Origin of the sequence: Streptomyces sp. NPDC059373, from assembly GCF_042751495.1 — a bacterium.
In the GTDB taxonomy this organism is placed as follows: Bacteria; Actinomycetota; Actinomycetes; order Streptomycetales; family Streptomycetaceae; genus Actinacidiphila.
This window is the reverse complement of sequence record NZ_JBHYXC010000001.1, coordinates 543,048-565,827: the sequence shown is the minus strand read 5'-3', so window position 1 is coordinate 565,827 and position 22,780 is coordinate 543,048. Positions and strand designations below refer to the sequence as shown.

The following is a 22,780-nucleotide window of genomic DNA, read 5'->3' as shown; positions in this document are numbered from 1 at the left end:
GACGCTGCTGCTGTGTAAGACGCCTGCGAGTGGTCCTTTAGTTCTACGCCTCTCTGGCATCTGACAGGGTGTCAAATGGCTGGGAATCCAGCTAGGAATTCAGATAGGTGAGCACTGCCAGCACTCGACGATGATCCCCCTCACTGGGCGCCAGGCCCAGCTTCAGGAAGATATTGCTCACGTGCTTCTCGACCGCCCCGTCGCTGACCACCAGCTGCTTGGCGACCGCCGAGTTCGTACGACCCTCCGCCATCAGACCCAGGACCTCCCGCTCGCGGGGGGTGAGCCCCGCCAGCACGTCCTGCTTGCGGCTGCGGCCCAGCAGCTGTGCCACCACCTCCGGATCCAGGGCCGTCCCGCCCTGCGCCACCCGGACCACGGCGTCCACGAACTCACGTACATCGGCTACCCGGTCCTTGAGCAAGTAGCCGACGCCCCGGCTGCTTCCTGCCAGCAGCTCGGTCGCGTACTGCTCCTCCACGTACTGCGACAGCACCAGCACGCCCAGCTCCGGATGCTCCCGGCGCAGCTGCACCGCCGCCCGCACCCCTTCGTCCGTATGGGTGGGCGGCATCCGCACATCCGCCACGACGACGTCCGGCAGCGCGCCCCCGTCCGCCATCTCGCCGATCACCTTGATCAGGGAGACGGCGTCGCCGACCCCCGCCACCACGTCGTGTCCGCGGTCGGTCAGCAGCCGGGTCAGCCCCTCCCTGAGCAGCACCGAATCCTCGGCGATGACCACCCGCACCCTGTCCTCCACGGCTCCAGCCCCCCATGTCTGCGTCATCGCTCCCCAGCATCCAGCAATGGGGCACGAGCGCGGAGGATTACGCAGGGGGTATCACGTACGCCAGGGCAGCTCGGCGGCGATGGTGGTCGGTCCGCCGGCCGGGGAGTCCACGGCCAGCACGCCGTCGACCGCGTCGAGGCGCTCGGCGAGGCCCGCCAGCCCGGAGCCCGCGGCGGTGGAGGCGCCGCCGCGGCCGTTGTCGATGACGTGGATCATGAGCCGGTCGCCGGACTGCCAGAGATCGACCGTGGCACGGGACGCCCCGCTGTGCTTGCTGATGTTCTGCAGCAATTCGGACACCGTGAAGTACGCGATGCCCTCGATCGCCGGCACCGGCCGGCCCGGCAGGTCCACGGTCACCGACACCGGCACCGTGCACCGGGCGGCGACCGACGACAGGGCGGCGTCGAGGCCCCGGTCGGTCAGCACCGCCGGGTGGATGCCGCGGGCCAGGTCGCGCAGCTCCTGCAGGGCGAGCTTCACCTCGCCGTGCGCCTCGTCGACCATGCTCGCGGCCGCCTTCGGGTCCTCCTGCAGCTTCTCCTTGGCCAGGCCCAGACCCATGGCCAGGGCGACCAGCCGGGCCTGGGCCCCGTCGTGCAGATCCCGCTCGATGCGCCGCAGGTCGGCGGCTGCGGTGTCCACCACCGTCCCCCGGTCCGACTCCAGCTCGGTCACCCGGGTGGCCAGCCGGGACGGCCCGAGCAGCCCGGACACCATCAGCCGGTCGACGTACGCCATGCCACGGATCAGCCACGGCGAGATCAGGACCAGCGCCAGCCCGAAGCAGGCCGTGAGCGCCACCTCGAAGGGCGAGTCGAGCCACCAGCCGTTGCCGTTCCCGTCGCCGTAGAGCTGCAGGCCGGGCTGGTGGGCGTACGTCGGGAACACCCACTGCCACAGGGGATAGGTCAGAAAACCCCAGCCGTACGTGAAGAACGAGACCGACACGGAGAAGCTGAAGATCCCCCACGGGAAGTGCAGAAAGCAGTAGAGGACGTGCCGCCACGACACCCCACTGCCCAGCTGCGCCCCCAGCCACGGCATGAACCCGTGGCCCTTCGCCACCACCGGCCCCGGCTCCGCCACATCGAGCCGCAGCAGCCCCCGCGCCCGCGCCCGCTCGACCACGCCCAGCCCCCGCGCCCCGGCCAGCCCGGCCGCCAGCACCGGAACACCCAGGAAGGTCACCAGCAGCCCGGCGCCCAGCGACAGCATCGTCACGACATAGACGAAACCGATGATCCCCATCGGCAGATTCAGCAGCAGATACCCGAACTCCCGCCACGTCCGCCCCTCGAGCGGCGCCCGCAGCGCCGCGGGCACCCGGTGGTCTCGCGCATCCATGTAGCCGTAGGCCATCGTCCCGTCCGTCCTCTGAAAGTCTGCGTACTGCCAGCGTCGTACGGCGGCGCTCAGGCGCCCATGGTGCGGATCGGCCTCTTCAGGCGGGGGATAGCCCCACCTCGGCGCTCCGCGCGGGTCTCATCCGGGTTGTGGGAGGGCGTTCCGCAAGGCGAGCGAAGCGAAGTGGGGGGTTCCCCGCCCGAAGGCCGGGGGCGCGGGCACCTCCCAGCGTCTGGCTGGGGGAGGCTGCCACAACCCGGCCACCGGCGGTCAGCCGCCTACGAGGCCACCCGAAGATCACCGGTCGCGCCACGGCAGCTCGGCCGTGATCGCCGTCGGCCCGCCCGCCGGGGAGTCGACGACGAACAGCCCGTCGACCGAGCCGAGCCGCTCCGCCAGGCCTGCCAGGCCGGAACCGCCCGCGGCCGAGGCGCCGCCCTGTCCGTCGTCGCGCACCTGGATCATGAGGCGGTCGTCGGACCGCCACAGCTCGACGCCGGCCGTGCGGGCGCCGCTGTGCTTGCTGACGTTCTGCAGCAGCTCGGACACCGTGAAGTACGCGATGCCCTCGATCGCCGGGGCCGGGCGCCCGGGAAGGTCCACGGTCACCGACACCGGCACCGTGCAGCGCGCGGCGACCGACGACAGGGCGGCGTCCAGGCCCCGGTCGGTCAGCACCGCCGGGTGGATGCCGCGGGCCAGGTCGCGCAGCTCCTGCAGGGCGAGCTTGACCTCGCCGTGCGCCTCGTCGACCATCTTCGCGACCTCGGCCTCGTTGTCGGCTCGGCCCTCCAGGAGCTTCTCCTTGGCCAGACCCAGATCCATGGCGAGGGCGACCAGCCGGGCCTGGGCCCCGTCGTGCAGGTCCCGCTCGATGCGCCGCAGGTCGGCGGCGGCGGTGTCCACCACCGTGCCCCGGTCGGACTCCAGCTCGGCGATGCGCCGCTCCAGCTCGTCGGAGGGCTGCAGCAGCCCCCGCACCATGGCCCGGTCGGCGTTGGCGAGGCCGCGCGCGATGAACGGCAGCACCGGCCAGGCCACGAAGAGCGAGACGAGGGTGATGACGAAGGTGGCGATGCCCCACGGCAGCCGCATGAAGAAGTACAGGGCGTGCCGCCACCCCACCGGGTCCTTGAGCGACGTCCACAGCCACGGCAGAAAACCGAGCGTGCCGGGCCGCAGCCGCCTCGGCTCCTCCACCACGACCCCGAGCAGCCCCCGGGCCCGTGCGCGCTCCAGCCCGCCGAGGAGCCGGCAGCCGGCCAGTCCCAGGACCAGCAGCGGCAGGCCGACCACCGTCACCGACAGTCCGAGGCCGATGGAGAGCGTGACGACGACGTAGACGAACCCGAGGATGTCGAGCGGCAGGTTCGCCAGCAGAAAGGCGATCTCCTTCCAGGTCACCGCGTCGAACGCGAAGCGTGGGGGCGGCAGTGAAGGGGTCGGAGTGATCTCTGACTGGCTCATGGGCCCAAGCCTGCCGGGCGGTTGGGCGGTAACGCCATGGGGTGCGTACGAGGGACAAGGTGGGGTTATCCCGACCAGGGCCCAACGCGGTTGCTCAGCACTCAAGGGGCAGGGCCTAGACTCCGTTCGTAATCAACGTCTAAAGATCCACCGGGATCGCTCGGGATCGCTGGACAACGAGGAAACGACGAGAATCGAGGGGCGGACGGACGTGGACTACTTCCACGGCTACTCGGTCGTCGGCCTGGTCGCGGTGGTCGGCGTGCTCTTCGTCGCCGTGGCCTTCGGCGGCGGGCGGCTGCTGCGACCGGACCTGCCGACGCGGGAGAAGCTGCTCACCTACGAGTGCGGGGTCGACCCGGTCGGCGAGGGCTGGGCCCACACCCAGATCCGCTACTACGTGTACTCGTTCCTGTACGTGATCTTCGCGGTCGACGCGATCTTCCTCTTCCCCTGGGCGACGGTCTTCGCCGCCAAGGGATACGGCGGCACCACGCTGGTCGAGATGTTCGTCTTCCTCGGCTTCCTGGCCGTCGGCCTCCTCTACGCATGGAAGAAGGGGGTCCTGGAATGGACGTGACCCCTGCACCTGTCCCCGAGCCGCAGCTGCTGCCCGAGCCGCGCAGACTCGGCACGCTCGCCCGCCTGGCCCCCGAGCCGATGAAGGTGGTCCTGAACTGGGGCCGCCGCTACAGCCTGTGGGTCTTCAACTTCGGGCTGGCCTGCTGCGCGATCGAGTTCATCGCCGCCTCCATGTCCCGGCACGACTTCATCCGGCTCGGCGTGATCCCGTTCGCCCCCGGGCCGCGCCAGGCCGACCTGATGATCGTCTCGGGCACGGTCACCGACAAGATGGCCCCGGCCGTCAAGCGGCTCTACGAGCAGATGCCCGAGCCCAAGTACGTCATCTCCTTCGGCGCCTGCTCGAACTGCGGCGGCCCCTACTGGGACTCGTACTCCGTGACGAAGGGCGTCGACCAGATCATCCCGGTCGATGTCTACGTCCCCGGCTGCCCGCCCCGGCCCGAGGCGCTGCTCCAGGGCATCCTCAAGCTGCAGGAGAAGATCGCCCGCGAGTCGCTGGGCGAGCGCTACGCCCGACCGGCCTCGGTGGCTCAGCTCAGCAGCGGCCTGGTCACGGGAGACGGCAGATGACCCACCCCTACGATCGGCTGCCCGACGCCGCCGCCGAGATCTTCGGCGAGGAGGCGAGGGCGGAGGAGGCATACGGTCTGCTGACGGTCGACGTGCCCGTCGGCTCATGGATCGCGGCCCTGGAGATCGCCCGCGACAAGCTCGGCTGCACCTACTTCGACTGGCTGAGCGCCGTCGACGAACCCGGGACCGGCTTCCGCGTCTGCGCCCACGTCGTGTCCCTGGGCGAGGGCAGGGTGCGCCGGCTGCTCGTCCGTACGACCGTCCCGCGCGAGGCCGCCGCGCTGCCGACCGCCACCGACGTCTACGCGGGGGCCGGCTGGCACGAGCGCGAGACGTACGAGATGTTCGGCATCGACTTCACCGGCCACCCGCACCTGGAGCCGCTCCTGCTGCCCGAGGGCTTCGAGGGGCACCCGCTGCGCAAGGACTTCGTGCTGGCGTCCCGGGTCGCCAAGGCCTGGCCCGGCGCGAAGGAGCCGGGCGAGTCCGAGCACGGCGGTCCCAAGCGCCGGACCATGCTGCCGCCGGGCGTGCCGGACCCCAACGACTGGGGCCCGATGAAGGGCCAGCTCCCGCCCGCTCCGGCCCGGCCCGCCCGCGCGGCCCGCCCGCCGCGAGCCGCGGGAGAGGCCCCGGCCCGACGAGCCCGGAGCGTCAGCGAGGGCTCCGCAAGCCAGGCCGCCGAGACCCCGGCCGAGACCCCGGCCCAGGCCGAGCCCGCCAAGCGCACCCCGGACGCCCCGTGGGAGAAGCCCAAGCCCGCCGTTGACGAAGGAGGCGAGAACGCGTGAACGATGTCCTCGATGTCGTCCTGCGGCTCGTCGCCGTACTCGTCGTCTTCCTCACCCTCCCGCTGGTCGTCGGCCAGACCGAGCACAAGGTCATGGCCCACATGCAGGGCCGGCTCGGCCCGATGTACGCGGGCGGCTTCCACGGCTGGGCGCAGCTGGTCGCCGACGGCGTGAAGTTCGCGCAGAAGGAGGACGTGGTCCCGGCCAACGCCGACCGCAGGATCTTCCAGCTCGCGCCCGCCGTCGCCCTTCTGCCCTATCTCCTGGTCCTGATCGTGATCCCGGTCGGCCCGCACGGCTTCGTGGGGCAGGCCATCGACGCCGGCCTGTTCTTCGTGCTCGCCGTGATGGGCGTGGGGGTGCTGGGCTCGCTCATGGCGGGCTGGGCCTCGGCCAACAAGTTCTCCCTGCTCGGCGGCCTCCGTACCGCCGCGCAGCTGATGGCGTACGAGCTGCCGATGCTGCTGGCCGCCGCCTCGGTCGCGATGGCGGCCGGCACGCTGTCGCTGCCGGGGATCGTCGAGGCGTACCACTGGTGGTGGACGCCGTGGCAGATCGTCGGCGCGGTGGTCTTCTTCACGGCGGGGCTCGCCGAGCTGCAGCGGCCGCCGTTCGACATGCCGGTGGCCGACTCCGAGATCATCTTCGGGGCCTACACCGAGTACACGGGCCTGCGCTTCGCACTGTTCCTGCTCGCCGAGTACGCGGGCATCGTCGTGCTCTGCGCCCTGACGACCGTCCTGTTCCTCGGCGGGTGGCACGGGCCGTGGTCCGACAGCATCGGCTGGCTGTGGACGCTGATCAAGACCTTCGTCCTCGCCTTCATCGTCATCTGGCTGCGGGTGACCTACCCCCGCATGCGTGAGGACCAGCTCCAGAAGCTCGCCTGGACGGGCCTCATCCCGCTCGCCCTGGCCCAGATCGCGCTCACCGGCGTCATCAAGGTGGTGATCTCGTAATGGCTCAAGACAAGATGAAGCTGCCCGGCTCCGGCCTGGCCAAGGGCCTCGCCGTCACCCTGCGCACCATGACCCGCCGCTCGGTCACCGCGCAGTACCCGGACGCGCAGCCCGAACTGCCCCCGCGCAGCCGTGGCGTCATCGCGCTGTTCGAGGAGAACTGCACGGTGTGCATGCTGTGCGCCCGCGAATGCCCCGACTGGTGCATCTACATCGACTCCCACAAGGAGACGATGCCCGCCGCGGCCCCCGGTGGCCGCGAGCGCAGCCGCAATGTGCTGGACCGCTTCGCGATCGACTTCTCGCTCTGCATGTACTGCGGGATCTGCATCGAGGTGTGTCCCTTCGACGCCCTCTTCTGGTCCCCGGAGTTCGAGTACGCGGAGACCGACATCCTCGAACTGACCCATGAGCGCGACAAGCTCCGCGACTGGATGTGGACGGTGCCGGCCCCGCCGCCGCTGGACCCCGGCGCCGAGGAGCCCAAGGAGGTGGCGGCAGCGCAGAAGTCGGCGGAGAAGGCGGCCGCCGCGCGGGCGCAGGAGGGCGACGCATGAGCCTCGCGGCCGCACACTCCGGCTTCCTGTCCCCGACCGGCGTCGAGATCGCCTTCGTCCTGGTCGGCATCGCGACCGTCGGCGCGGCGCTCGTCACCGTGACCACCAAGCAGCTCGTGCACGCCGCGCTGTGGCTGGTCGTCGCGCTCGGCGGGCTCGCCGTCGAATACCTGCTCCTCACCGCCGAGTTCATCGCCTGGGTGCAGGTGCTGATCTACGTGGGGTCCGTGGTCGTCCTCCTGCTCTTCGGGCTGATGCTCACCAAGGCCCCCATCGGCCGCTCCCCGGACGCCGATTCGGGCAACCGCTGGGCCGCGCTCGCGGTGGCCGTGGCCTCGGCGGCCACCCTCGTGTGGGTGGTCGTGGACGCCTTCCGGGCGACCTGGATCAACCTCGACGGGACCGTCCAGGGCTCCACCAAGGTCACCGGGCAGATCCTCTTCCAGCACTGGGTGCTGCCCTTCGAGGCGCTGTCCGTACTGCTCCTGGCCGCACTCGTCGGCGCGATCGTGCTCTCCCGCAGGACCGACCGGAAGACCGGAGCGCGCTGATGCACCTCGTCTATCCCGCCGTGCTGTCCGCCCTCCTGTTCTCCGTCGGGCTGTACGGCGTACTCGCCCGCCGCAACGCGATCCTCGTCCTGATGTCGCTCGAGCTGATGCTGAACGCGGTCAACCTCAACCTGGTCGCCTTCGACGTCTGGCTCCGCGACACGCTCCACGCCGGCCAGGCGCTCACGCTGTTCGTCATCGTCGTGGCCGCCGCCGAGATCGGCATCGGCCTGGCGATCGTCCTGCTCGTGTACCGCAACCGTGGCACCTCCGACGTCGACCGGCTCACCGACCTCGCCGACTCCGACGAGCCCCCCGTAGTGGCTGCACCCGAAGAGAAGGCAGAGGCCGCAGCGTGACCGTGACGACCCTGGCCGTCCTCGTCCCCCTTCTTCCGTTCCTCGGCGCGGCCGCATCTTTCTTCCTCGGCAAGCGCGCCCCCGGCTTCGCCCAGCCGGTCGCCGTGCTGCCGACCGCCGCCGCCTTTGTGCTCGCGGCGACCGTCGCCGTACGGCAGGGCAGCGGGCCGGCCACCGACGCCGCCCACCGGCTCACCCCCACCGGCTCGGTGCCGATCGACCTCGCCCTGCACCTCGACGGCTTCGCGGTCCTCATCGCCGTCCTGGTCGGCCTGGTCGCGACCTGCGTGCAGCTGTACTCGACGGGCTATCTGCGCGACGACCCGCGGTATGTCTCCTACTCCGCCCTGGTCTCCCTCTTCACCGCCGCCATGTTCCTGGTCGTCTACACCGGCGACCTGATGGTGCTGCTGGTCGGCTGGGAGATCATGGGCATCTGCTCGTACTTCCTGGTCGGGCACTACTGGGAGACCGAGGCCGCCCGCTCCGCCTCGATCAAGGCCTTCCTGGTCACCAAGCTCGGCGATGTCCCCTTCCTGATCGGCCTGTTCGCGCTCGCCACCGACGCCGGAACGTTTCGGATCAACGGCGTCCTCACCGCCGCCACCCACGGCGAGCTGCACCACCCCACCCTGATCGCGCTGCTGCTGCTCGCCGGAGTCGCCGGCAAGTCCGCCCTGTTCCCGCTGCACACCTGGCTGCCGGACGCGATGGCGGGCCCGACGCCGGTGTCCGCGCTGATCCACGCCGCAACGATGGTCGCGGCCGGCATCTACTTCGTCGCCCGGCTGCTGCCGGTCTTCGAGACCTCCGCCGCCGCGATGGCCGTCCTCGCCGCCATGGCGGCGATCACCATGATCGGCTCGGGGCTGGCCGCGCTCGCCCAGGACGACATCAAGCGGGTGCTGGCCTATTCGACGATCGGCCAGCTCGGCTACATGGCCGGCGCGCTCGCCGTCGGCGACCGCAGCGCCGCCGTCTTCCACCTCCTGTCGCACGGTGCCTTCAAAGCCCTGCTCTTCCTCGGGGCGGGCGTCGTCATCCACGCCTCCGGCACCAACTCGCTGGCCGCCATGTCCCGTATGGGCGACCTCGGCAAGCGCATCCCCGACGCCATGTGGACGATGGGCATCGCCCTGGCCGCCCTCGCCGCGCTGCCGCCCTTCTCCGGCTTCTTCTCCAAGGAGTCCGTGCTGCGCGCCGCCGAGCACGCCTCCGGTGGCCACACCGCCCACATCCCGGCGGCCGTCGGCTGGACGGTCCTGATCGCGGGCCTGGTCACCGCCGTCCTCACGGCCGGCTACGCCACCCGCCTGTTCCTCCTGGTCTTCCGGGGCCAGGGCGCGACCGTGGCCGACCACGGCCGGGAGCCGGTCGTCATGAACGCCGTGCTCTGGGTGCTGGCCATCCCGACCATCGCCTTCGGCATGATCTCCCTCCTGCCCAGGGTCTTCGACCTCCCCCAGTGGTTCGACGGCGAGGCGCTCACCCCGACCCTCACCACCTCCGTCCTCGGCATCGGCCTCGCCCTCGTCGGCGTGCTCGCCATGTACGGCGCCTGGCAGGCGACGGCCACCCGCCGCCAGGTGCCCATCGGAGCCGTGGTCGCCGCGCCGCCGCAAGAGCTCGAACCCGCCCTCGTCGAGGAGACGGCCATCGACACCCACGCCCGGGTCTACGGCGACATCGCCGCCGCCCAGGACCCCGGCGACCCCGGACGCCTGCTCCTCGGTCCGCTGCACCGCCACGCCGCCCACGGCTTCCACCTGGACGCCCTCTACGCGGCGCTGTTCGTACGCCCCGTGCTGGCCGCCGCGGGCCTGGTGCGCTTCCTGGACCGCGAGGTCATCGAGACCTACGTACGCGGCACGGGCGCCGCACCCCGCCTGCTCGGCGCTGCCGTGCGCAGGGCACAGACCGGCAATGTGCAGACCTATCTCAGCGTGCTGCTGGCCGGCTCCGTCGTACTCGCCGTCCTCGTAGCCGTCGGAGCGTGAGCCGTGAACGACACCGTCCTCCAGTACCTGCTCGCGGCCATCGTCGTCATGCCGCTGCTCGGCGCGGTCGGGGCCCTGCTCCCGCCCCCGCCCGGCCTGAGGGGCAAGAGCCCCGACCAGGCCGTGCTCCGGCACGGCGTGACCGTCTCCGGCGTGGTGCTCGCCCTGACCATCGCGCTCGCGGCCGGCTTCGACCACGACCACCCCGCGACGATGCAGGCGAGCACCGACATCAGCTGGATCCCGGCGCTCGGCATCCGCATCCACCTCGGCATCGACGGCATCAGCCTCCCCCTCCTCGTGCTGACCGCGCTGCTGACCTTCCTCTGCGCGGTCTACAGCTACTTCAAAATGCCCGCGGGTCCGTCCCCCAAGGCCTTCGTCGCGCTCATCCTCGTCCTCGAGTCGGGCACCCTCGCGACCTTCGCGGTGCTCGACCTGATCCTCTTCTTCCTGGCCTTCGAGATGGTCCTCATCCCGATGTACTTCCTCATCGCCCGCTGGGGCGGCGAAGGCCGGGAGAAGGCCGCCCTCCGCTTCATCCTCTACACACTCCTCGGCTCCGTGGTCATGCTGCTCGGCCTGCTCCTGATCGGGATCAAGGCGGGCACATTCGACATGGTGACACTCGCCACTGACAGTGCTCACGGAGTACACCTCAGTCACACCACGCAACTGATCGCCGCCCTCGCCATCGGCCTCGGCCTCGCCGTCAAGGCCCCCATGTGGCCGCTCCACAGCTGGCTCCCGGACGCCCACACCTCGGCGCCCACCGTCGGCTCGGTCCTCCTGGCCGGCGTCCTGCTCAAGATGGGCACGTACGGGTTCGTCCGGATCCTGCTCCCCATCACCCCCGACGCGATGCAGACCTACGCGCCCTACCTGGCCGCCTTCGCCGTCATCGGCATCATCTACGGGTCCCTGGCCTGCCTGGCCCTCGCGAGGCAGGGCACCGGCGGCGACCTCAAGCGGCTCATCGCGTACAGCTCGGTCGGCCACATGGGCTTCGTGCTGCTCGGCATCGCGACCCTGACCACGACCGGCGTCAACGGCGCGCTGTTCGCCAACATCGCGCACGGCCTCATCACCGGCCTGCTCTTCTTCCTGGTCGGCTCGCTCAAGGACCGGTACGGCTCCACCGACCTCGACCGCCTCGCCGGCCAGACCGGTGCCGCCCTGTACGGCCGGGCCCCGAGGCTGGGCGGCCTGCTGGCCTTCGGCGCGGTCGCCTCGCTCGGGCTGCCGGGCCTGGCGGGCTTCTGGGGCGAGATGCTGGCCATGTTCGGCGCCTTCAAGCCGGCCGTGGGGCTGGACCGGGGCGCGTACCTGACCTTCACCGCCATCGCGGCCTTCGGCACGCTGCTCACCGCCGCGTACCTCCTGGTCGTCGTACGCCGGGTCTGCATGGGCGAGCGCAGCACCGCAGAAGCGACCGAGCCGGTCCTGGCGGACGTCCAGACCTACGAGTTCGCGGCCTGGACCCCGCTGGTCGCCCTCACCGTCATCGCCGGGCTCTGGCCCGCACTCCTCCTCGGCCTGACCGACCCGGCCGTGCGTACCCTCCTCGGAGGCAGCTGATGGGTACCCTCGTCCAGTCCGTCGACTGGGTCGCGATCGCGCCACCGGTCATCGCGGCCGCCGTGGCGCTGATCGTGCTGGTCGCCGACCTCTTCGTCAGCGAGGCACGCAAACCGCTGCTCGGCTGGCTCACCGTCGGCGGGCTGGTCCTCGCCGGACTGAGCCTGATCCCGCTCCTGGACCACGACCGCAGCACCTTCTGCCTCACCACCGCCGGCCGCGACTGCTCCTACGTGGCCGACCACTTCACGCTCGTCATCCAGCTCCTGGTGATCGGCGGCGCGCTGCTCACCGCCCTGCTGTCCATCCACACCATGGACGAACTCCCGGCGGGGGAGTACTGGTTCCTGCTGCTGTCCTCCGTCTCCGGCGCCGCCCTGCTGCCCGCCTCCCGTGACCTGGCGACGCTGATCATCGCCCTGGAGGTCGCCAGCCTCCCGGCCTTCGCCCTCGTCGGCATCAAGCGCGGCGACCGGCTCTCCAGCGAGGCCGCGCTCAAGTTCTTCCTCTCCTCGGTCGCCGCCACCGCCGTCACCCTGCTCGGCGTCAGCTTCCTGTACGCGGCCACCGGCACTCTGCACCTCACCGCGCTGGCCCACGGCCTCACCGGCGTCGACCCCCAACTGGCCACCCTCGCCAAGGCGGGCGCCGCCCTCACCATCGTCGGCTTCGCCTTCAAGCTCGCCGTCGCGCCCTTCCACTTCTGGGTGCCCGACACCTACACCGGCGCGCCGCTGCCCATCGCCGCGTACCTGTCCGTCGTCGGCAAGGCGGCCGGCTTCTCCGGCCTGATCCTGATCACCGTCGTCGCCCTCAAGCCGTACGCGGACGTCTGGGGCCGCGCCGTCGCCGTCCTGGCCGCCCTCACCATGACCGTCGGCAACGCCGCCGCCCTCCGGCAGCGCGCCGACGCCTCGCGCAGCGCCGTACGCCTGCTCGCCTGGTCCTCCATCGGCCAGGCCGGCTACCTCCTGGTCCCGATCGCCGCCGCCGCGTACGCGGGCACCGACGAGATCGGCACCACCATCGCGTACGCCCTGATGTACGGAGCCGTGAACCTCGGCGCCTTCGCGGTCGTCGCGCTCGTGGCCCGCAGCGCCCCCGACAACCGCCTCACCGACTACCGGGGGCTGTATGCGCGGCGCCCCCTGGCGGCCCTGTCCATGGCCTTCTTCCTGCTCTGCCTGGCCGGGCTGCCGCCGGGCATCATCGGGCTGTTCGCCAAGGTCGCGGTCTTCTCCTCGGCCGTGCACGCCGGGCTCGGCTGGCTGGCCGTCATCATGGCGCTGAACGTCGTCGTGGCCCTGGTCTACTACCTCCGCTGGACCGCTCTGCTCTTCGCGAAGCCGGAGGGCGCGCAGGCCCCGGCCCCGGCCGTCACCCGATCGCCCCCCCTCACCGCGGCCATCGCGCTCAGCGCGGTCCTCGGCATCGCCCTGTCCGGTGCGCCCCAGCTCGTCCTCCGCTTCGCCTCCGGTGGCCTGCTGTGACCGGTGCACAAGGGAACTAACACCTTTCCGGTGGCGTTGCCCCCTACGGGAGGTTCTCCTTGTGGAGAGAGATCTCCCGACGCTGATTTCAGCGGGGACCTAGGAGGACGCACCGTGCACCGCCGGCACAACGGGCTGAAGACCGCCGCTCTCCTTGGTGGACTGTCGGCGCTCATCCTGCTCATCGGCAGCTTCTTCGGCCGTACAGGACTGATCGTCGCGCTCGTCGTCGCCCTGGGCACCAACGCGTACGCGTACTGGAACAGCGACAAGCTGGCTCTACGCGCGATGCGCGCCCGCCCGGTCAGCGAGTTCGAGGCCCCCGGCCTCTACCGAGTCGTCCGCGAGCTGTCCACCGCCGCCCGCCAGCCCATGCCGCGGCTCTACATCTCCCCGACCCCGGCCCCGAACGCCTTCGCCACCGGCCGCAATCCGCGCAACGCGGCGGTCTGCTGCACCGAGGGCATCCTGCGCATACTCGACGAGCGTGAGCTGCGCGGGGTCATCGGCCACGAGCTGAGCCATGTCTACAACCGCGACATCCTCATCTCCTCCGTCGCGGGCGCCCTGGCCTCCGTGATCGTCTTCCTGGTCAACTTCGCCTGGCTCATTCCCATCGGCCGCTCCGACGACGACGACGGCCCCGGCCTGCTGGGCATGCTGCTGATGATGATCCTCGGCCCCCTCGCCGCCAGCCTCATCCAGCTCGCCGTCAGCCGCTCCCGCGAGTACGAGGCCGACGCCTCCGGCGCCCGCCTCACCGGCGACCCGCTCGCCCTCGCCAGCGCACTGCGCAAGCTCGACGCCGGCACCAAGCAGCTCCCGCTCGCGCCCGAACCGCGGCTGGAGACCACCAGCCATCTGATGATCGCCAATCCGTTCCGTCCCGGCGACGCGTCGAAGCTCTTCTCGACCCACCCGCCCATGGCCGAGCGCATCGCCCGGCTGGAAGAAATGGCAGGCCACCGATGAGGACTCTGCTCAACATCATCTGGCTGATCGTCTGGGGACTGTGGATGGCCATCGGCTACGCCCTGCTCGGGCTGCTGATGTTCGTCTTCATCATCACCATCCCCTGGGGCATCGCCGCCTTCCGGATCGCCAACTACGTCCTGTGGCCCTTCGGTCGTACGACGGTCGAGCGCCCCGACGCCGGGGCCGCCTCCTTCGCGGGCAACATCATCTGGCTGGTTCTCGCCGGCATCTGGCTCGCCCTCGGCCATATCGTCGCGGGCATCGGCTTCTGCCTGACGATCATCGGGATCCCCTTCGGCATCGCCAACTTCAAGATGGTCCCGATCTCGCTCGTCCCCCTGGGCCGGGAGATCGTCCCTGTGTGACGCAGGTCACCTCCGACCGCTGTGAACCGCCCGCCCTCCCGGCCCGTGTACTGGGGAACCGCGGAGAGGACGGAGTCAGTGGATGGCGGCATTGTGGTCCCGCACTCGGCAGAGCACGAGTGACGAGGCGCTGATCCGATCGCTCTACGAAGAACACGGCGCCGCGCTGCTGGCGTACGCGACCCGGCTCACCGGTGACCGGGGGGCGGCCGAGGACGTCGTGCAGGAGACCCTGATCAGGGCCTGGCGGCATCCCGAGGCGCTGGTCAACGGCAAGGGATCGGTGCGCGGCTGGCTGCTCACCGTGGCCCGGAACATCATCACCGACCGGTACCGGGCGAAGGCGGCCCGGCCCGTGGAGGTCCCCGAGTCACCGGCGACGCCGCCCGTGCAGGAGGACCACGCGCAGCAGGTCGTGGATTCGATGGTCGTAATGGAGGCTTTGGACCGACTTTCCCCGGATCACCGGGATGTGCTGCTGGAAATCTACTTCCGGGGTCAGAGCGTCGCCGAAGCCGCGAAGAAACTCGGAATACCACCGGGAACCGTGAAATCCCGGTCACACTACGCTCTCAAGACTTTAAGAGAGCTCTACGCGAATAAGAATGCGAATACGCAGAAACCGGTCGCACTGCGGGAGGTGGCGGCATGAGTACGACGCAGCATGACAGCGAGCGTCACGACAGCGAACAGCTCACCGCCTACGTCCTCGGGGTCCTGGGCGAGCAGGAGGTGAGGGACGTCGACGAGCACATCGCCACCTGCGACCCGTGCCGTGGCGAACTGGCCGAGCTGCGGGAGATGGAGCAGGCGCTGGGCGAGGTCCCGCCGGAGGCCTTCATCGACGGACCGCCCGAGGGCGGCGACCTGCTGCTTCAGCGCACCCTGCGGCAGGCGCGCGCCGAGCGCTCCGGCCGCGACCGGCGCCGGTACGCCGCCATCGGTGCCGTGGCCGCGGCCGCCGCAGGGGTCCTGCTCTACGGCGGCGTGCTCATCGGCCAGAACGGCGAATCCGGACCCCCGCAGGCCCTGCCCACGACCCCGGTGTCCACGGCGCCGTCCGGCGTCAAGGTCGGCTCGGCCACCGACCCGGTCACCAAGGCCGGCCTGACGGTGCAGGTCACCCCGGCCGCCAACTGGGTCCGGGTCAACGCCTCCGTCACCGGTATCCCGGCAGGTGAGCGGTGCCATCTGGTGGTCGTCGCCAAGGACGGCAGTCGGGAGGTCGCCGGCGGCTGGGTCGTCGGCGCCGACAACGGCCACGGCAAGGCCGCCAACCTCGACGGCTCGGCCGCCATGGCGCCCGGCGACGTGGCCTCCGTACTCGTCGAGAACACCGACGGAAAGAAATACGTCTCCGCTTCACTGTGATTTCCCTGGACGAACGCGGCGTCGCCACACTCCCCCCGGCGGCGCCGCGTTCATTGCGTAGATTGCCGGCGCATTGCTGATTCATTGCAGACCGAGAATCCTCGAACTGGGTTCCGAGGAATCCCCCATGCGCGCTGCAGCGGTGGTAGTGTCCGCCACGATCTACGCAGAGGAGTCGCGCAAACCCTTGCCGTAACGACGGAATACAGCGGGCTCACAGGAACGCATCGTCCCAGGGGAGCGACTGATGTCCGGCGGTGAGTACCGGCCCCAATACCACCCGGCCGGTTTCGACGGCGAGCTTCGGCTCGCCCTGGAGGATCTGCGCGCGGGCCGCTGGCGCGAAACCCGGGAACTGCTCGCCCGCACCGGCGAGGACTGGGGGCTGCGCACCGCCCGGACCCAGGTCCTGGCCGTGGCCGCCGCCCGGACGGACGCGGTCGCCGCCTGGCTGACCGAGGAGCCCTCCAGCGCCGACGCCGTCGTGATGGAGGCCAGGGTCGCGGTACAGCGCGCCCTGCACGCCCACCGCGCCCGGCAGCCCGACGCCGAACGGCTCGCCGCCCGCGCCCGGCTGGTCTCCCAGGACGCCACCCAGTTCGCTCTCGAGGACCCGGTGCCGTGGATCTGTCTGCTGTCCCTCGCCCTGGTCGACGTGGGCCAGCACCTCCCCGAGCACCGGGTGCCGCCCCCGGAGGGCCTGTTACCGACGGGGCCGTGGGGTCTGCTCGAAGAGGTCTACAAACGGGATCCGTACAACCGCGAGGCCTGGCACCGCATGCTCCAGGTGTTCTACGCCCGCAAGATCAACGCCTTCGACTACGTCCGGTGGGTGGCGTCCTGGGCCCCGCTGGGCTCACCCCTTCTGGTCCTCCCGCTCTACGCGTACGCCGAGGACTACCGCTCCCGCCGCGCCAGCGGCGCGACCAGCGGTCTCGCCCTCTACTGGATCAGCGAACAGGTCACGCACTACACCGGCCGGGCCCTGGACGACTGGTTCCGCCACTCGGCCCCCGCCACCCTCCCCCCGACTTCGTCGGGGAGTACCCCCATCTCGCTTCGCTCGCCCATCGACCTCAACCACCTCGGCCATGCCCTGTACTCGGGCGGCTTCGACGGCGGGACCGAGGTCTTCGAGGCCATCGGCCCGCACGCGACGCCCGCGCCCTGGCAGGACATCGCCGACTCGCCGCAGCACTGGGAAGAGGAATTCCTCCGCGCCGGACGCTACTTCCTGGGCGGCGGTACCAGCCGGTGACTCTTCTCCCGAGAGCCGACCGAGCACCGCCGGCCCGTAGCTGACCCCCGGCCCGGCCCCCCCTTCTTGCCCACCCCCGCCCCCCTTCACCGGAGGTTTCTCCGTGTCCTTCCCCACGTCCCCCGACGGCGGCGCCCAAGGCGGCCTGAACGACGAGGCGATGCTGCGGCGTCTCGGCTATCAGCCCGAACTCGCCCGCCGTATGGGCCCGTTCGGTAACTTCGCGATCAGCTTCTCGGTCATCTCGATCCTCTCCGGCTGCATGACCCTGTACGGCTTCGGCCTGATCACCGGCGGCCCCGCGGTGATGCTCTGGGGCTGGGCCGGCGTCGGCGTGATGGTGCTGCTGCTCGGCGCGGCGCTCGCCGAGGTCACCAGCGCCTACCCGACCTCCGGCGCCCTCTACTACATGGCCGACCAGCTCGGCGGCCCGCGCTGGGGCTACTACACCGGCTGGTTCAACCTGCTCGGCCTGCTGGGCGCGATAGCCGGAATCGACTACGGAGCCGCGCTCTTCAGCGGCGCGTGGCTCAACCTGCAGTTCGGCTTCACACCCACACCGGGGAAGATCCTGGTGATCTTCGCGGTGATCCTGCTGCTGCACGCCACGCTCAACCTGTTCGGCGTACGCCTGGTCAGCGTGCTCAACTCCGTCAGCGTGTGGTGGCACCTCGGCGGCGTCGCCGTGATCGTCGGGGCCCTGGCCATCGTCCCGTCCCACCACCAGTCCGTGGGCTTCGTCTTCGGCCACTTCGCCAACACCACCGGCTGGTCCAGCCCGCTCTACGTCGGCGCCCTCGGCCTGCTGCTCGCCCAGTACACCTTCTGCGGCTACGACGCCTCCGCCCACCTGTCGGAGGAGACCACGCAGGCCCAGGTCAGCGCCTCCAAGGGCATCGTGCACTCCATCCTGTGGTCCTGGATCGCCGGATTCGTCCTCCTGGCCGGCCTCAGCTTCGCCATCCAGGACTACGCGGGCACCATCGGCTCCGCCACCGGCGTCCCGCCGGCCCAGATCTTCATCGACGCGCTCGGCAATGGCGGCGCCAAGGCCCTGCTGCTCGTCGTGATCGTCGCGCAGCTCTTCTGCGGCAACGCCGAGGTCGCCGCCGCCTCCCGGATGGTCTTCGCCTTCTCCCGCGACGGTGCCATGCCCGGCTCCGGCCTCTGGCGCCGCATCAGCGGCCGCACCCGCACCCCGGTCAACGCCGTCTGGCTGGCGGTCGGCGTCGCCTTCGTCCTGGCCCTGCCGTCCCTGTACTCCCCGACGGCGTACGCCGCCGTCACCGCGATCAACGTCATCGGCATCACCCCGGCCTACGCGATCCCGGTCTACCTGCGGCTGCGGGCCGGCGACCGCTTCACCCCCGGCCCCTGGAACCTCGGCCGCTGGAGCAAGCCCATCGGCTGGACCGCCGTGGTCTGGGTCGCCTTCGTCACCATCCTGTTCTGCCTGCCGCAGGTCTCGCCGGTGACCGGCAAGTCCTTCAACTACGCCTCGGTCGCGCTGCTCGTGGTGCTGCTGCTGGCCACCGTCCTGTGGCTGACCCGCGGCCGCCGCCAGTACGACGTCCCGGTCTACGGCTCCGCCACCGAGCGCGCCGAATTCGCCCAGGACGTGGTCTGACCCGGATGAAGCTCGAAGAACTGCGCCGGCAGGTCGACAGCGGCGAGGTGGACACGGTCTACCTCGCCCTGCCCGACCTCCAGGGCCGGCTCAAGGGCAAGCGCCACGGCGCCCGCCACTTCCTCGACCACATCGTGGGTGAGGGCGCCGAGATGTGCGCGTACGTGCTGGCCACCGACATGGACATGCATCCGCTGGACGGCTTCGAACTCGCCTCCTGGTCCACCGGCTACGGCGACCTGCGCCTCGTCCCCGACCCGGCGACCCTGCGGCCCCTGCCCTGGATCCCGCGTACCGCCCTGCTCCTCGCCGACGCCGTCGGCGAGGCCGGCCGGCCGGTGGAGGTGTCCCCGCGCCGCATGCTGCGCCGCCGGCTCGACGAGTTGGCGGCGCGCGGCATCCACGTCAAGGCCGGCATCGAGACCGAGTACATCCTCTACGAGGGCACCCCCGCCCAGGCCCACAAGCGCGGCTACCGCAAGCTCAGGCCCGCGGTCACCGACAACCTGGACTACGCCCTCGACCACCCGCCGGCCGTCGACCACTACTTCCGCGAGCTGTCGGCCGGCCTGAGCGGGGCCGGACTGCCGGTCGAGGCGATCAAGACCGAAGCCGCCCTCGGCCAGGTCGAGGTCACCTTCCCGTACGGCGACGCGCTCGCCGCCGCCGACGGCCATCTGGTCTTCAAGCACGCCGCGAAGCACATCGCCGAGCGGGCGGGCCTGGCCGCCACCTTCATGGCGGCCCCGGAGACCGGCGTCGGCAACGGCCTCCACCTCCATCTGTCCCTCTGGACGGACGACGGAGTGCCGCTCTGCGCGGACCCGGAGGGCAACCTCTCCGGCCTGACCCGGCAGGTCATCGCCGGACTCCTGGACGCGCTGCCGGCCCTGACCCCGCTCTACGCCCCGACCGTCAACTCGTACAAGCGTTTCGCCCCCGACTCCTTCGCCCCCACCCGCTACACCTGGGGGCGCGACAACCGCACCTGCGCCGTACGCGTCGTCGGCCACGGCGACGGCCTCCACCTGGAGGTACGCCTGCCGGGCGCCGACGCCAACCCCTACCTCGCCCTCACCGCTGCCCTCGCCGCCGCCCAGCACGGCATCGACCACGACCTCAAGCCCCCGCCCCCCGCCACCGGCAGCGCCTACCAGGACGCCGAAGCCCCTTCCGTGGCCCCGACCCTGCACGACGCGCTCGACGCCTTCCGCGAGAGCGAACTGCCGTCCCGGCTCCTCACCCCCGCCGTCGCCGCGCACTACGCGCACGCCGCCCGTACCGAACTGGACGGCCTGCGCCTGCAGGTGACGGACGCCGATCTGCGCCGGGGCTTCTCCCGCGCGTAGTCACGGTGGGCCGGGGGAGGGGACACCGCCCGGCCCACCGCTACAACTTCTGAACGCTCACCAGACCCTTGACGCATGTTCAACAACGGTGGGTCAATGGGTGGCGCCGTCGGATGCAGGATTCGGTGGCACTGCGTAAAAGTTCTGGAGCCGCACGTCCCGCTGTCCGCTGCGCCTCGATCGTGCGCGCAGCGCCGCGCGCCATCCCGCGCCCTTGGTCGCCGAGCAAGGGCTATAGAACGGCGCCCTGAGAGAGCGCTCTCCCGTCTCTCGCGACGCCCCTACGCCCACGAACAAAGGAAGCTCCACACTCGACGAAAGGCCCATCGCCGTGTCCTTTCCCCGCGCCCTGCGTCGTGCCCAAGGCCCCGATGACCCCCAGGGCCCCCCAGGAGCCCAAAGACCGCTGGGCCTCCTCGGCCGCCGCGGCCGGACCGTCCTGGCCGGAGCCACCGCCCTACTGGCCCTGAGCGCAGTCCCGGCCCCCGCCGCCCAGCCGCAGACCGCCACCTACCTGGACTCCCGGGCCCCGGTGGCCCGCAGGGTCGCGGACCTGGTCAGCCGGATGACCCTGGCGGAGAAGGTCGGCCAGACCGCCCAGCCGGCCGTGGTCACGATGCAGGGCGAGTGCAGCTGGTCCGGCGGTGAACTCAACCCTTCCTGCATGCAGCGCATCCTCGCCGACCAGCACGTCGGGTCCGTGCTGTCCGGGGGCGGCGAAGCACCGGTCAAGAACACGCCCAAGGACTGGGCCGAGATGGTCAACTCCGTTCAGAAGTACGCCCTGGACCACTCGCGACTGCACATCCCCATCGTCTACGGCATCGACGCGGTGCACGGCCACAACAACGTGGTCGGCGCCACCAAGTTCCCCCAGCAACTCGGCCTCGGCGCCACCTGGGACCCGGCGCTGTCCGAGCAACTCGGCACGTCCACCGCCGCCGCGGTCAAGGCCACCGGACCGACCTGGGACTTCGCACCGGTACTGGACATCTCCCGCGACACCCGCTGGGGCCGCTACTACGAGACCTACTCCGAGGACCCCTACCTCGCCGGGTCGCTGGGCGCGAGCAACATCAAGGGCCTCCAGAGCAGCGGCCAGGTCGCCGCCACCGTCAAGCACTTCGCGGGCTACTCCCAGCCCCTGAACGGGCACGACCGGACCCCGTCCCAGCTCGACATGCGCTACCTCCAGGACACGATCCTGCCCGCCTACAAGACCGCCGTCGACGCCGGCGCGCAGACCGTGATGGTCAACTCCGGTGCGATCAACGGCATCCCGGCCCACTCCTCGCACTACCTGCTCACCGACGTGCTCCGTAAGCAGTGGGGCTTCAAGGGCGTCGTCGTCAGCGACTGGAACGACGTACAGAACCTGCAGACCGCCTACCACATCACCGGCAGCTACGCCGACGCCGCCGGGATCGCCATGAACGCCGGGGTCGACGTCGCCATGCTGCCCCCCGGCAGCGTCGACGGCTATATCGACGGCCTCACCCAGCAGGTCCACGACGGCAAGGTCTCCATGGCCCGCCTCGACCAGGCCGTCTCCCGCGTCCTCACCCTCAAGTTCCAGCTCGGCCTCTTCGAGCACCCGTACGTCGACGCCACCAAGGCCGACGCCGCCGTCCTCGGCACCGACAAGGACCTCGCCGTGCAGGCGGCGACCGAGTCGATGACCCTGCTGCGCAACGACAACAACGTGCTCCCGCTCTCCACCGGCCTCGGCAAGGTCGTCGTCGCCGGGCCGTCCGCCGACTCCGTTCCGAACCAGGACGGCGGCTGGACCATCGGCTGGCAGGGCATCCCCGATGGCGTGACCGACCCCGGCGTCACCGTCTACCAGGGCGTCAAGGCGCTGCTCGGCAGTGACCACACCGACCTCGCCACCACCGCCGACGACGCCGTGGCCAAGACCCAGAACGCCGACGCCGCGATCGTCGTCGTCGGCGAGAAACCCGGCGCCGAGGGCAACAACGACAGCGAGACCCCGGCCCTGTCCGCCGACCAGCAGGCCCTGGTCGACCGGCTCCAGGCCACCGGCAAGCCGGTCGCGGTCGTCGTCATCGCCAGCCGGCCCCTGGTCCTGGGCAGCGCCGACGACGCCAAGCAACTCCTGATGGCCTGGCTGCCCGGCAGCGAGGGCGGCACCGCCGTGGCCGACGTCCTCTTCGGCCGCGCCAACCCCAGCGGCCGCCTCCCGGTCTCCTGGCCCAAGAGCACCGGCGACCAGCCCATGTACTACCAGCAGCTCCCCGGCACCAACGGCGGCCCCAGCTCCGGCTACGACCCGCTGTTCGCCTTCGGCTCCGGCCTCTCCTACACCACCTACGACGTCAAGGGCGTCACCCTCCCCGACGCCACGCTGTCCCGCAACGGCACCGTCAAGGCCGCCGTCCAGGTCGCCAATACCGGCAAGACCGCCGGCGACCTGGTGGTCCAGCTGTACGCCACCCAGCCCGTCGGCGCGGTCCTCACCCCGCCCAAGCAGCTCGCCGCCTACACCCGCGTCCACCTGAAGGCCGGCGAGACCCGCACCGTCAACGTGTCCTTCCCGCTCTCCCGGCTCGCCGTCACCACCGGCGACATCACCGGCACCGGCCCGCGCGCCGTGCGCCCGGGAACGTACACGATCTCCGTCGGCACACAGAGCGCCGACCTGACCGTCCGGTAGTCCCGCTGGTCCCCCCACGAATCCGCCAACGGCACGACCGGCAACGACAGGGGCAGGGCGCAGGGGTGGATCCCGCCACCCGTGTGCCCTGCCCCTGCCATGTGCTCCGACTGA

General features: G+C 70.9%; 21 protein-coding genes. 18 read left to right on the top strand and 3 right to left on the bottom strand.

Annotated elements, in window-relative coordinates; genetic code table 11:
• Positions 1–91: 91 nt before the first annotated feature.
• From ACFXJ5_RS02655 to ACFXJ5_RS02645, 3 genes are all read right to left on the bottom strand, one after another.
• Positions 92–751, bottom strand: a complete 660-nt coding sequence (locus ACFXJ5_RS02655) for a response regulator (RefSeq protein ID WP_384626554.1) — start codon at positions 749–751, stop codon at positions 92–94.
• 93 nt (positions 752–844) lie between these two features.
• Entirely contained in the window at positions 845–2,155 is a 1,311-nt protein-coding gene (locus tag ACFXJ5_RS02650) for a sensor histidine kinase (protein ID WP_384625777.1), read from the bottom strand.
• 282 nt (positions 2,156–2,437) lie between these two features.
• A complete protein-coding gene (locus tag ACFXJ5_RS02645; RefSeq protein WP_384625775.1) occupies positions 2,438–3,607 on the bottom strand; it encodes a sensor histidine kinase in 1,170 nt (389 codons plus the stop codon).
• A gap of 211 nt (positions 3,608–3,818) precedes the next feature.
• On the opposite strand from ACFXJ5_RS02645, the gene ACFXJ5_RS02640 reads away from it, so the two are divergent.
• The 18 genes from ACFXJ5_RS02640 (at position 3,819) to ACFXJ5_RS02555 (ending at position 22,666) form a co-directional block, all read left to right on the top strand.
• Entirely contained in the window at positions 3,819–4,187 is a 369-nt protein-coding gene (locus ACFXJ5_RS02640) for an NADH-quinone oxidoreductase subunit A (protein WP_384625773.1), read from the top strand.
• Complete coding sequence (locus ACFXJ5_RS02635; protein ID WP_384625770.1) at positions 4,178–4,762, top strand: NADH-quinone oxidoreductase subunit B; 585 nt, start codon at positions 4,178–4,180, stop codon at positions 4,760–4,762. Before ACFXJ5_RS02640 ends, ACFXJ5_RS02635 begins: the two co-directional genes overlap by 10 nt.
• A complete protein-coding gene (locus tag ACFXJ5_RS02630; protein ID WP_384625768.1) occupies positions 4,759–5,556 on the top strand; it encodes an NADH-quinone oxidoreductase subunit C in 798 nt (265 codons plus the stop codon). Before ACFXJ5_RS02635 ends, ACFXJ5_RS02630 begins: the two co-directional genes overlap by 4 nt.
• The gene (gene nuoH / locus ACFXJ5_RS02625) at positions 5,553–6,515 is read left to right on the top strand and encodes an NADH-quinone oxidoreductase subunit NuoH (protein ID WP_384625765.1); all 963 of its coding nucleotides are present in this window, start codon (positions 5,553–5,555) and stop codon (positions 6,513–6,515) included. The genes ACFXJ5_RS02630 and nuoH overlap by 4 nt, the downstream gene beginning before the upstream one ends.
• Positions 6,515–7,072 (top strand): NuoI/complex I 23 kDa subunit family protein, encoded by a 558-nt coding sequence (locus ACFXJ5_RS02620; protein WP_384625763.1) that lies wholly within the window; start codon positions 6,515–6,517, stop codon positions 7,070–7,072. Before nuoH ends, ACFXJ5_RS02620 begins: the two co-directional genes overlap by 1 nt.
• Positions 7,069–7,623, top strand: a complete 555-nt coding sequence (locus ACFXJ5_RS02615) for an NADH-quinone oxidoreductase subunit J (RefSeq protein WP_384625761.1) — start codon at positions 7,069–7,071, stop codon at positions 7,621–7,623. The genes ACFXJ5_RS02620 and ACFXJ5_RS02615 overlap by 4 nt, the downstream gene beginning before the upstream one ends.
• Positions 7,623–7,982, top strand: coding sequence for an NADH-quinone oxidoreductase subunit NuoK (gene nuoK / locus ACFXJ5_RS02610; RefSeq protein ID WP_384625759.1), 360 nt, complete (start codon positions 7,623–7,625; stop codon positions 7,980–7,982). The genes ACFXJ5_RS02615 and nuoK overlap by 1 nt, the downstream gene beginning before the upstream one ends.
• Positions 7,979–9,979 carry an NADH-quinone oxidoreductase subunit L gene (locus ACFXJ5_RS02605; RefSeq protein WP_384625756.1) on the top strand — a complete coding sequence of 667 codons (2,001 nt, stop codon included), beginning with the start codon at positions 7,979–7,981 and terminating at the stop codon, positions 9,977–9,979. Before nuoK ends, ACFXJ5_RS02605 begins: the two co-directional genes overlap by 4 nt.
• 48 nt (positions 9,980–10,027) lie before the next feature.
• Positions 10,028–11,557 carry a NuoM family protein gene (locus ACFXJ5_RS02600; protein ID WP_384626552.1) on the top strand — a complete coding sequence of 510 codons (1,530 nt, stop codon included), beginning with the start codon at positions 10,028–10,030 and terminating at the stop codon, positions 11,555–11,557.
• Positions 11,557–13,047 (top strand): NADH-quinone oxidoreductase subunit N, encoded by a 1,491-nt coding sequence (locus ACFXJ5_RS02595; RefSeq protein WP_384625754.1) that lies wholly within the window; start codon positions 11,557–11,559, stop codon positions 13,045–13,047. Before ACFXJ5_RS02600 ends, ACFXJ5_RS02595 begins: the two co-directional genes overlap by 1 nt.
• A 114-nt stretch (positions 13,048–13,161) precedes the next feature.
• On the top strand, positions 13,162–14,019 hold the full coding sequence (gene htpX / locus ACFXJ5_RS02590; RefSeq protein ID WP_384625751.1) for a zinc metalloprotease HtpX: 858 nt from the start codon (positions 13,162–13,164) through the stop codon (positions 14,017–14,019).
• The gene (locus tag ACFXJ5_RS02585) at positions 14,016–14,387 is read left to right on the top strand and encodes a YccF domain-containing protein (protein WP_384625748.1); all 372 of its coding nucleotides are present in this window, start codon (positions 14,016–14,018) and stop codon (positions 14,385–14,387) included. Before htpX ends, ACFXJ5_RS02585 begins: the two co-directional genes overlap by 4 nt.
• 82 nt (positions 14,388–14,469) lie before the next feature.
• Positions 14,470–15,039 (top strand): sigma-70 family RNA polymerase sigma factor, encoded by a 570-nt coding sequence (locus tag ACFXJ5_RS02580; RefSeq protein ID WP_384625745.1) that lies wholly within the window; start codon positions 14,470–14,472, stop codon positions 15,037–15,039.
• On the top strand, positions 15,036–15,758 hold the full coding sequence (locus ACFXJ5_RS02575; RefSeq protein ID WP_384625741.1) for an anti-sigma factor family protein: 723 nt from the start codon (positions 15,036–15,038) through the stop codon (positions 15,756–15,758). The genes ACFXJ5_RS02580 and ACFXJ5_RS02575 overlap by 4 nt, the downstream gene beginning before the upstream one ends.
• A gap of 247 nt (positions 15,759–16,005) precedes the next feature.
• Positions 16,006–17,016, top strand: a complete 1,011-nt coding sequence (locus ACFXJ5_RS02570; protein WP_384625738.1) for a hypothetical protein — start codon at positions 16,006–16,008, stop codon at positions 17,014–17,016.
• A 103-nt stretch (positions 17,017–17,119) separates the two neighbouring features.
• Positions 17,120–18,643 (top strand): amino acid permease, encoded by a 1,524-nt coding sequence (locus ACFXJ5_RS02565; RefSeq protein ID WP_384625735.1) that lies wholly within the window; start codon positions 17,120–17,122, stop codon positions 18,641–18,643.
• Between the two features lie 5 nt (positions 18,644–18,648).
• Positions 18,649–19,992: a glutamine synthetase family protein gene (locus tag ACFXJ5_RS02560; RefSeq protein ID WP_384625732.1), complete on the top strand. Its 1,344-nt coding sequence runs from the start codon at positions 18,649–18,651 to the stop codon at positions 19,990–19,992.
• Positions 19,993–20,323: 331 nt separating this feature from the next.
• Entirely contained in the window at positions 20,324–22,666 is a 2,343-nt protein-coding gene (locus ACFXJ5_RS02555) for a glycoside hydrolase family 3 N-terminal domain-containing protein (RefSeq protein ID WP_384625729.1), read from the top strand.
• The last annotated feature ends 114 nt before the right edge of the window (positions 22,667–22,780 follow it).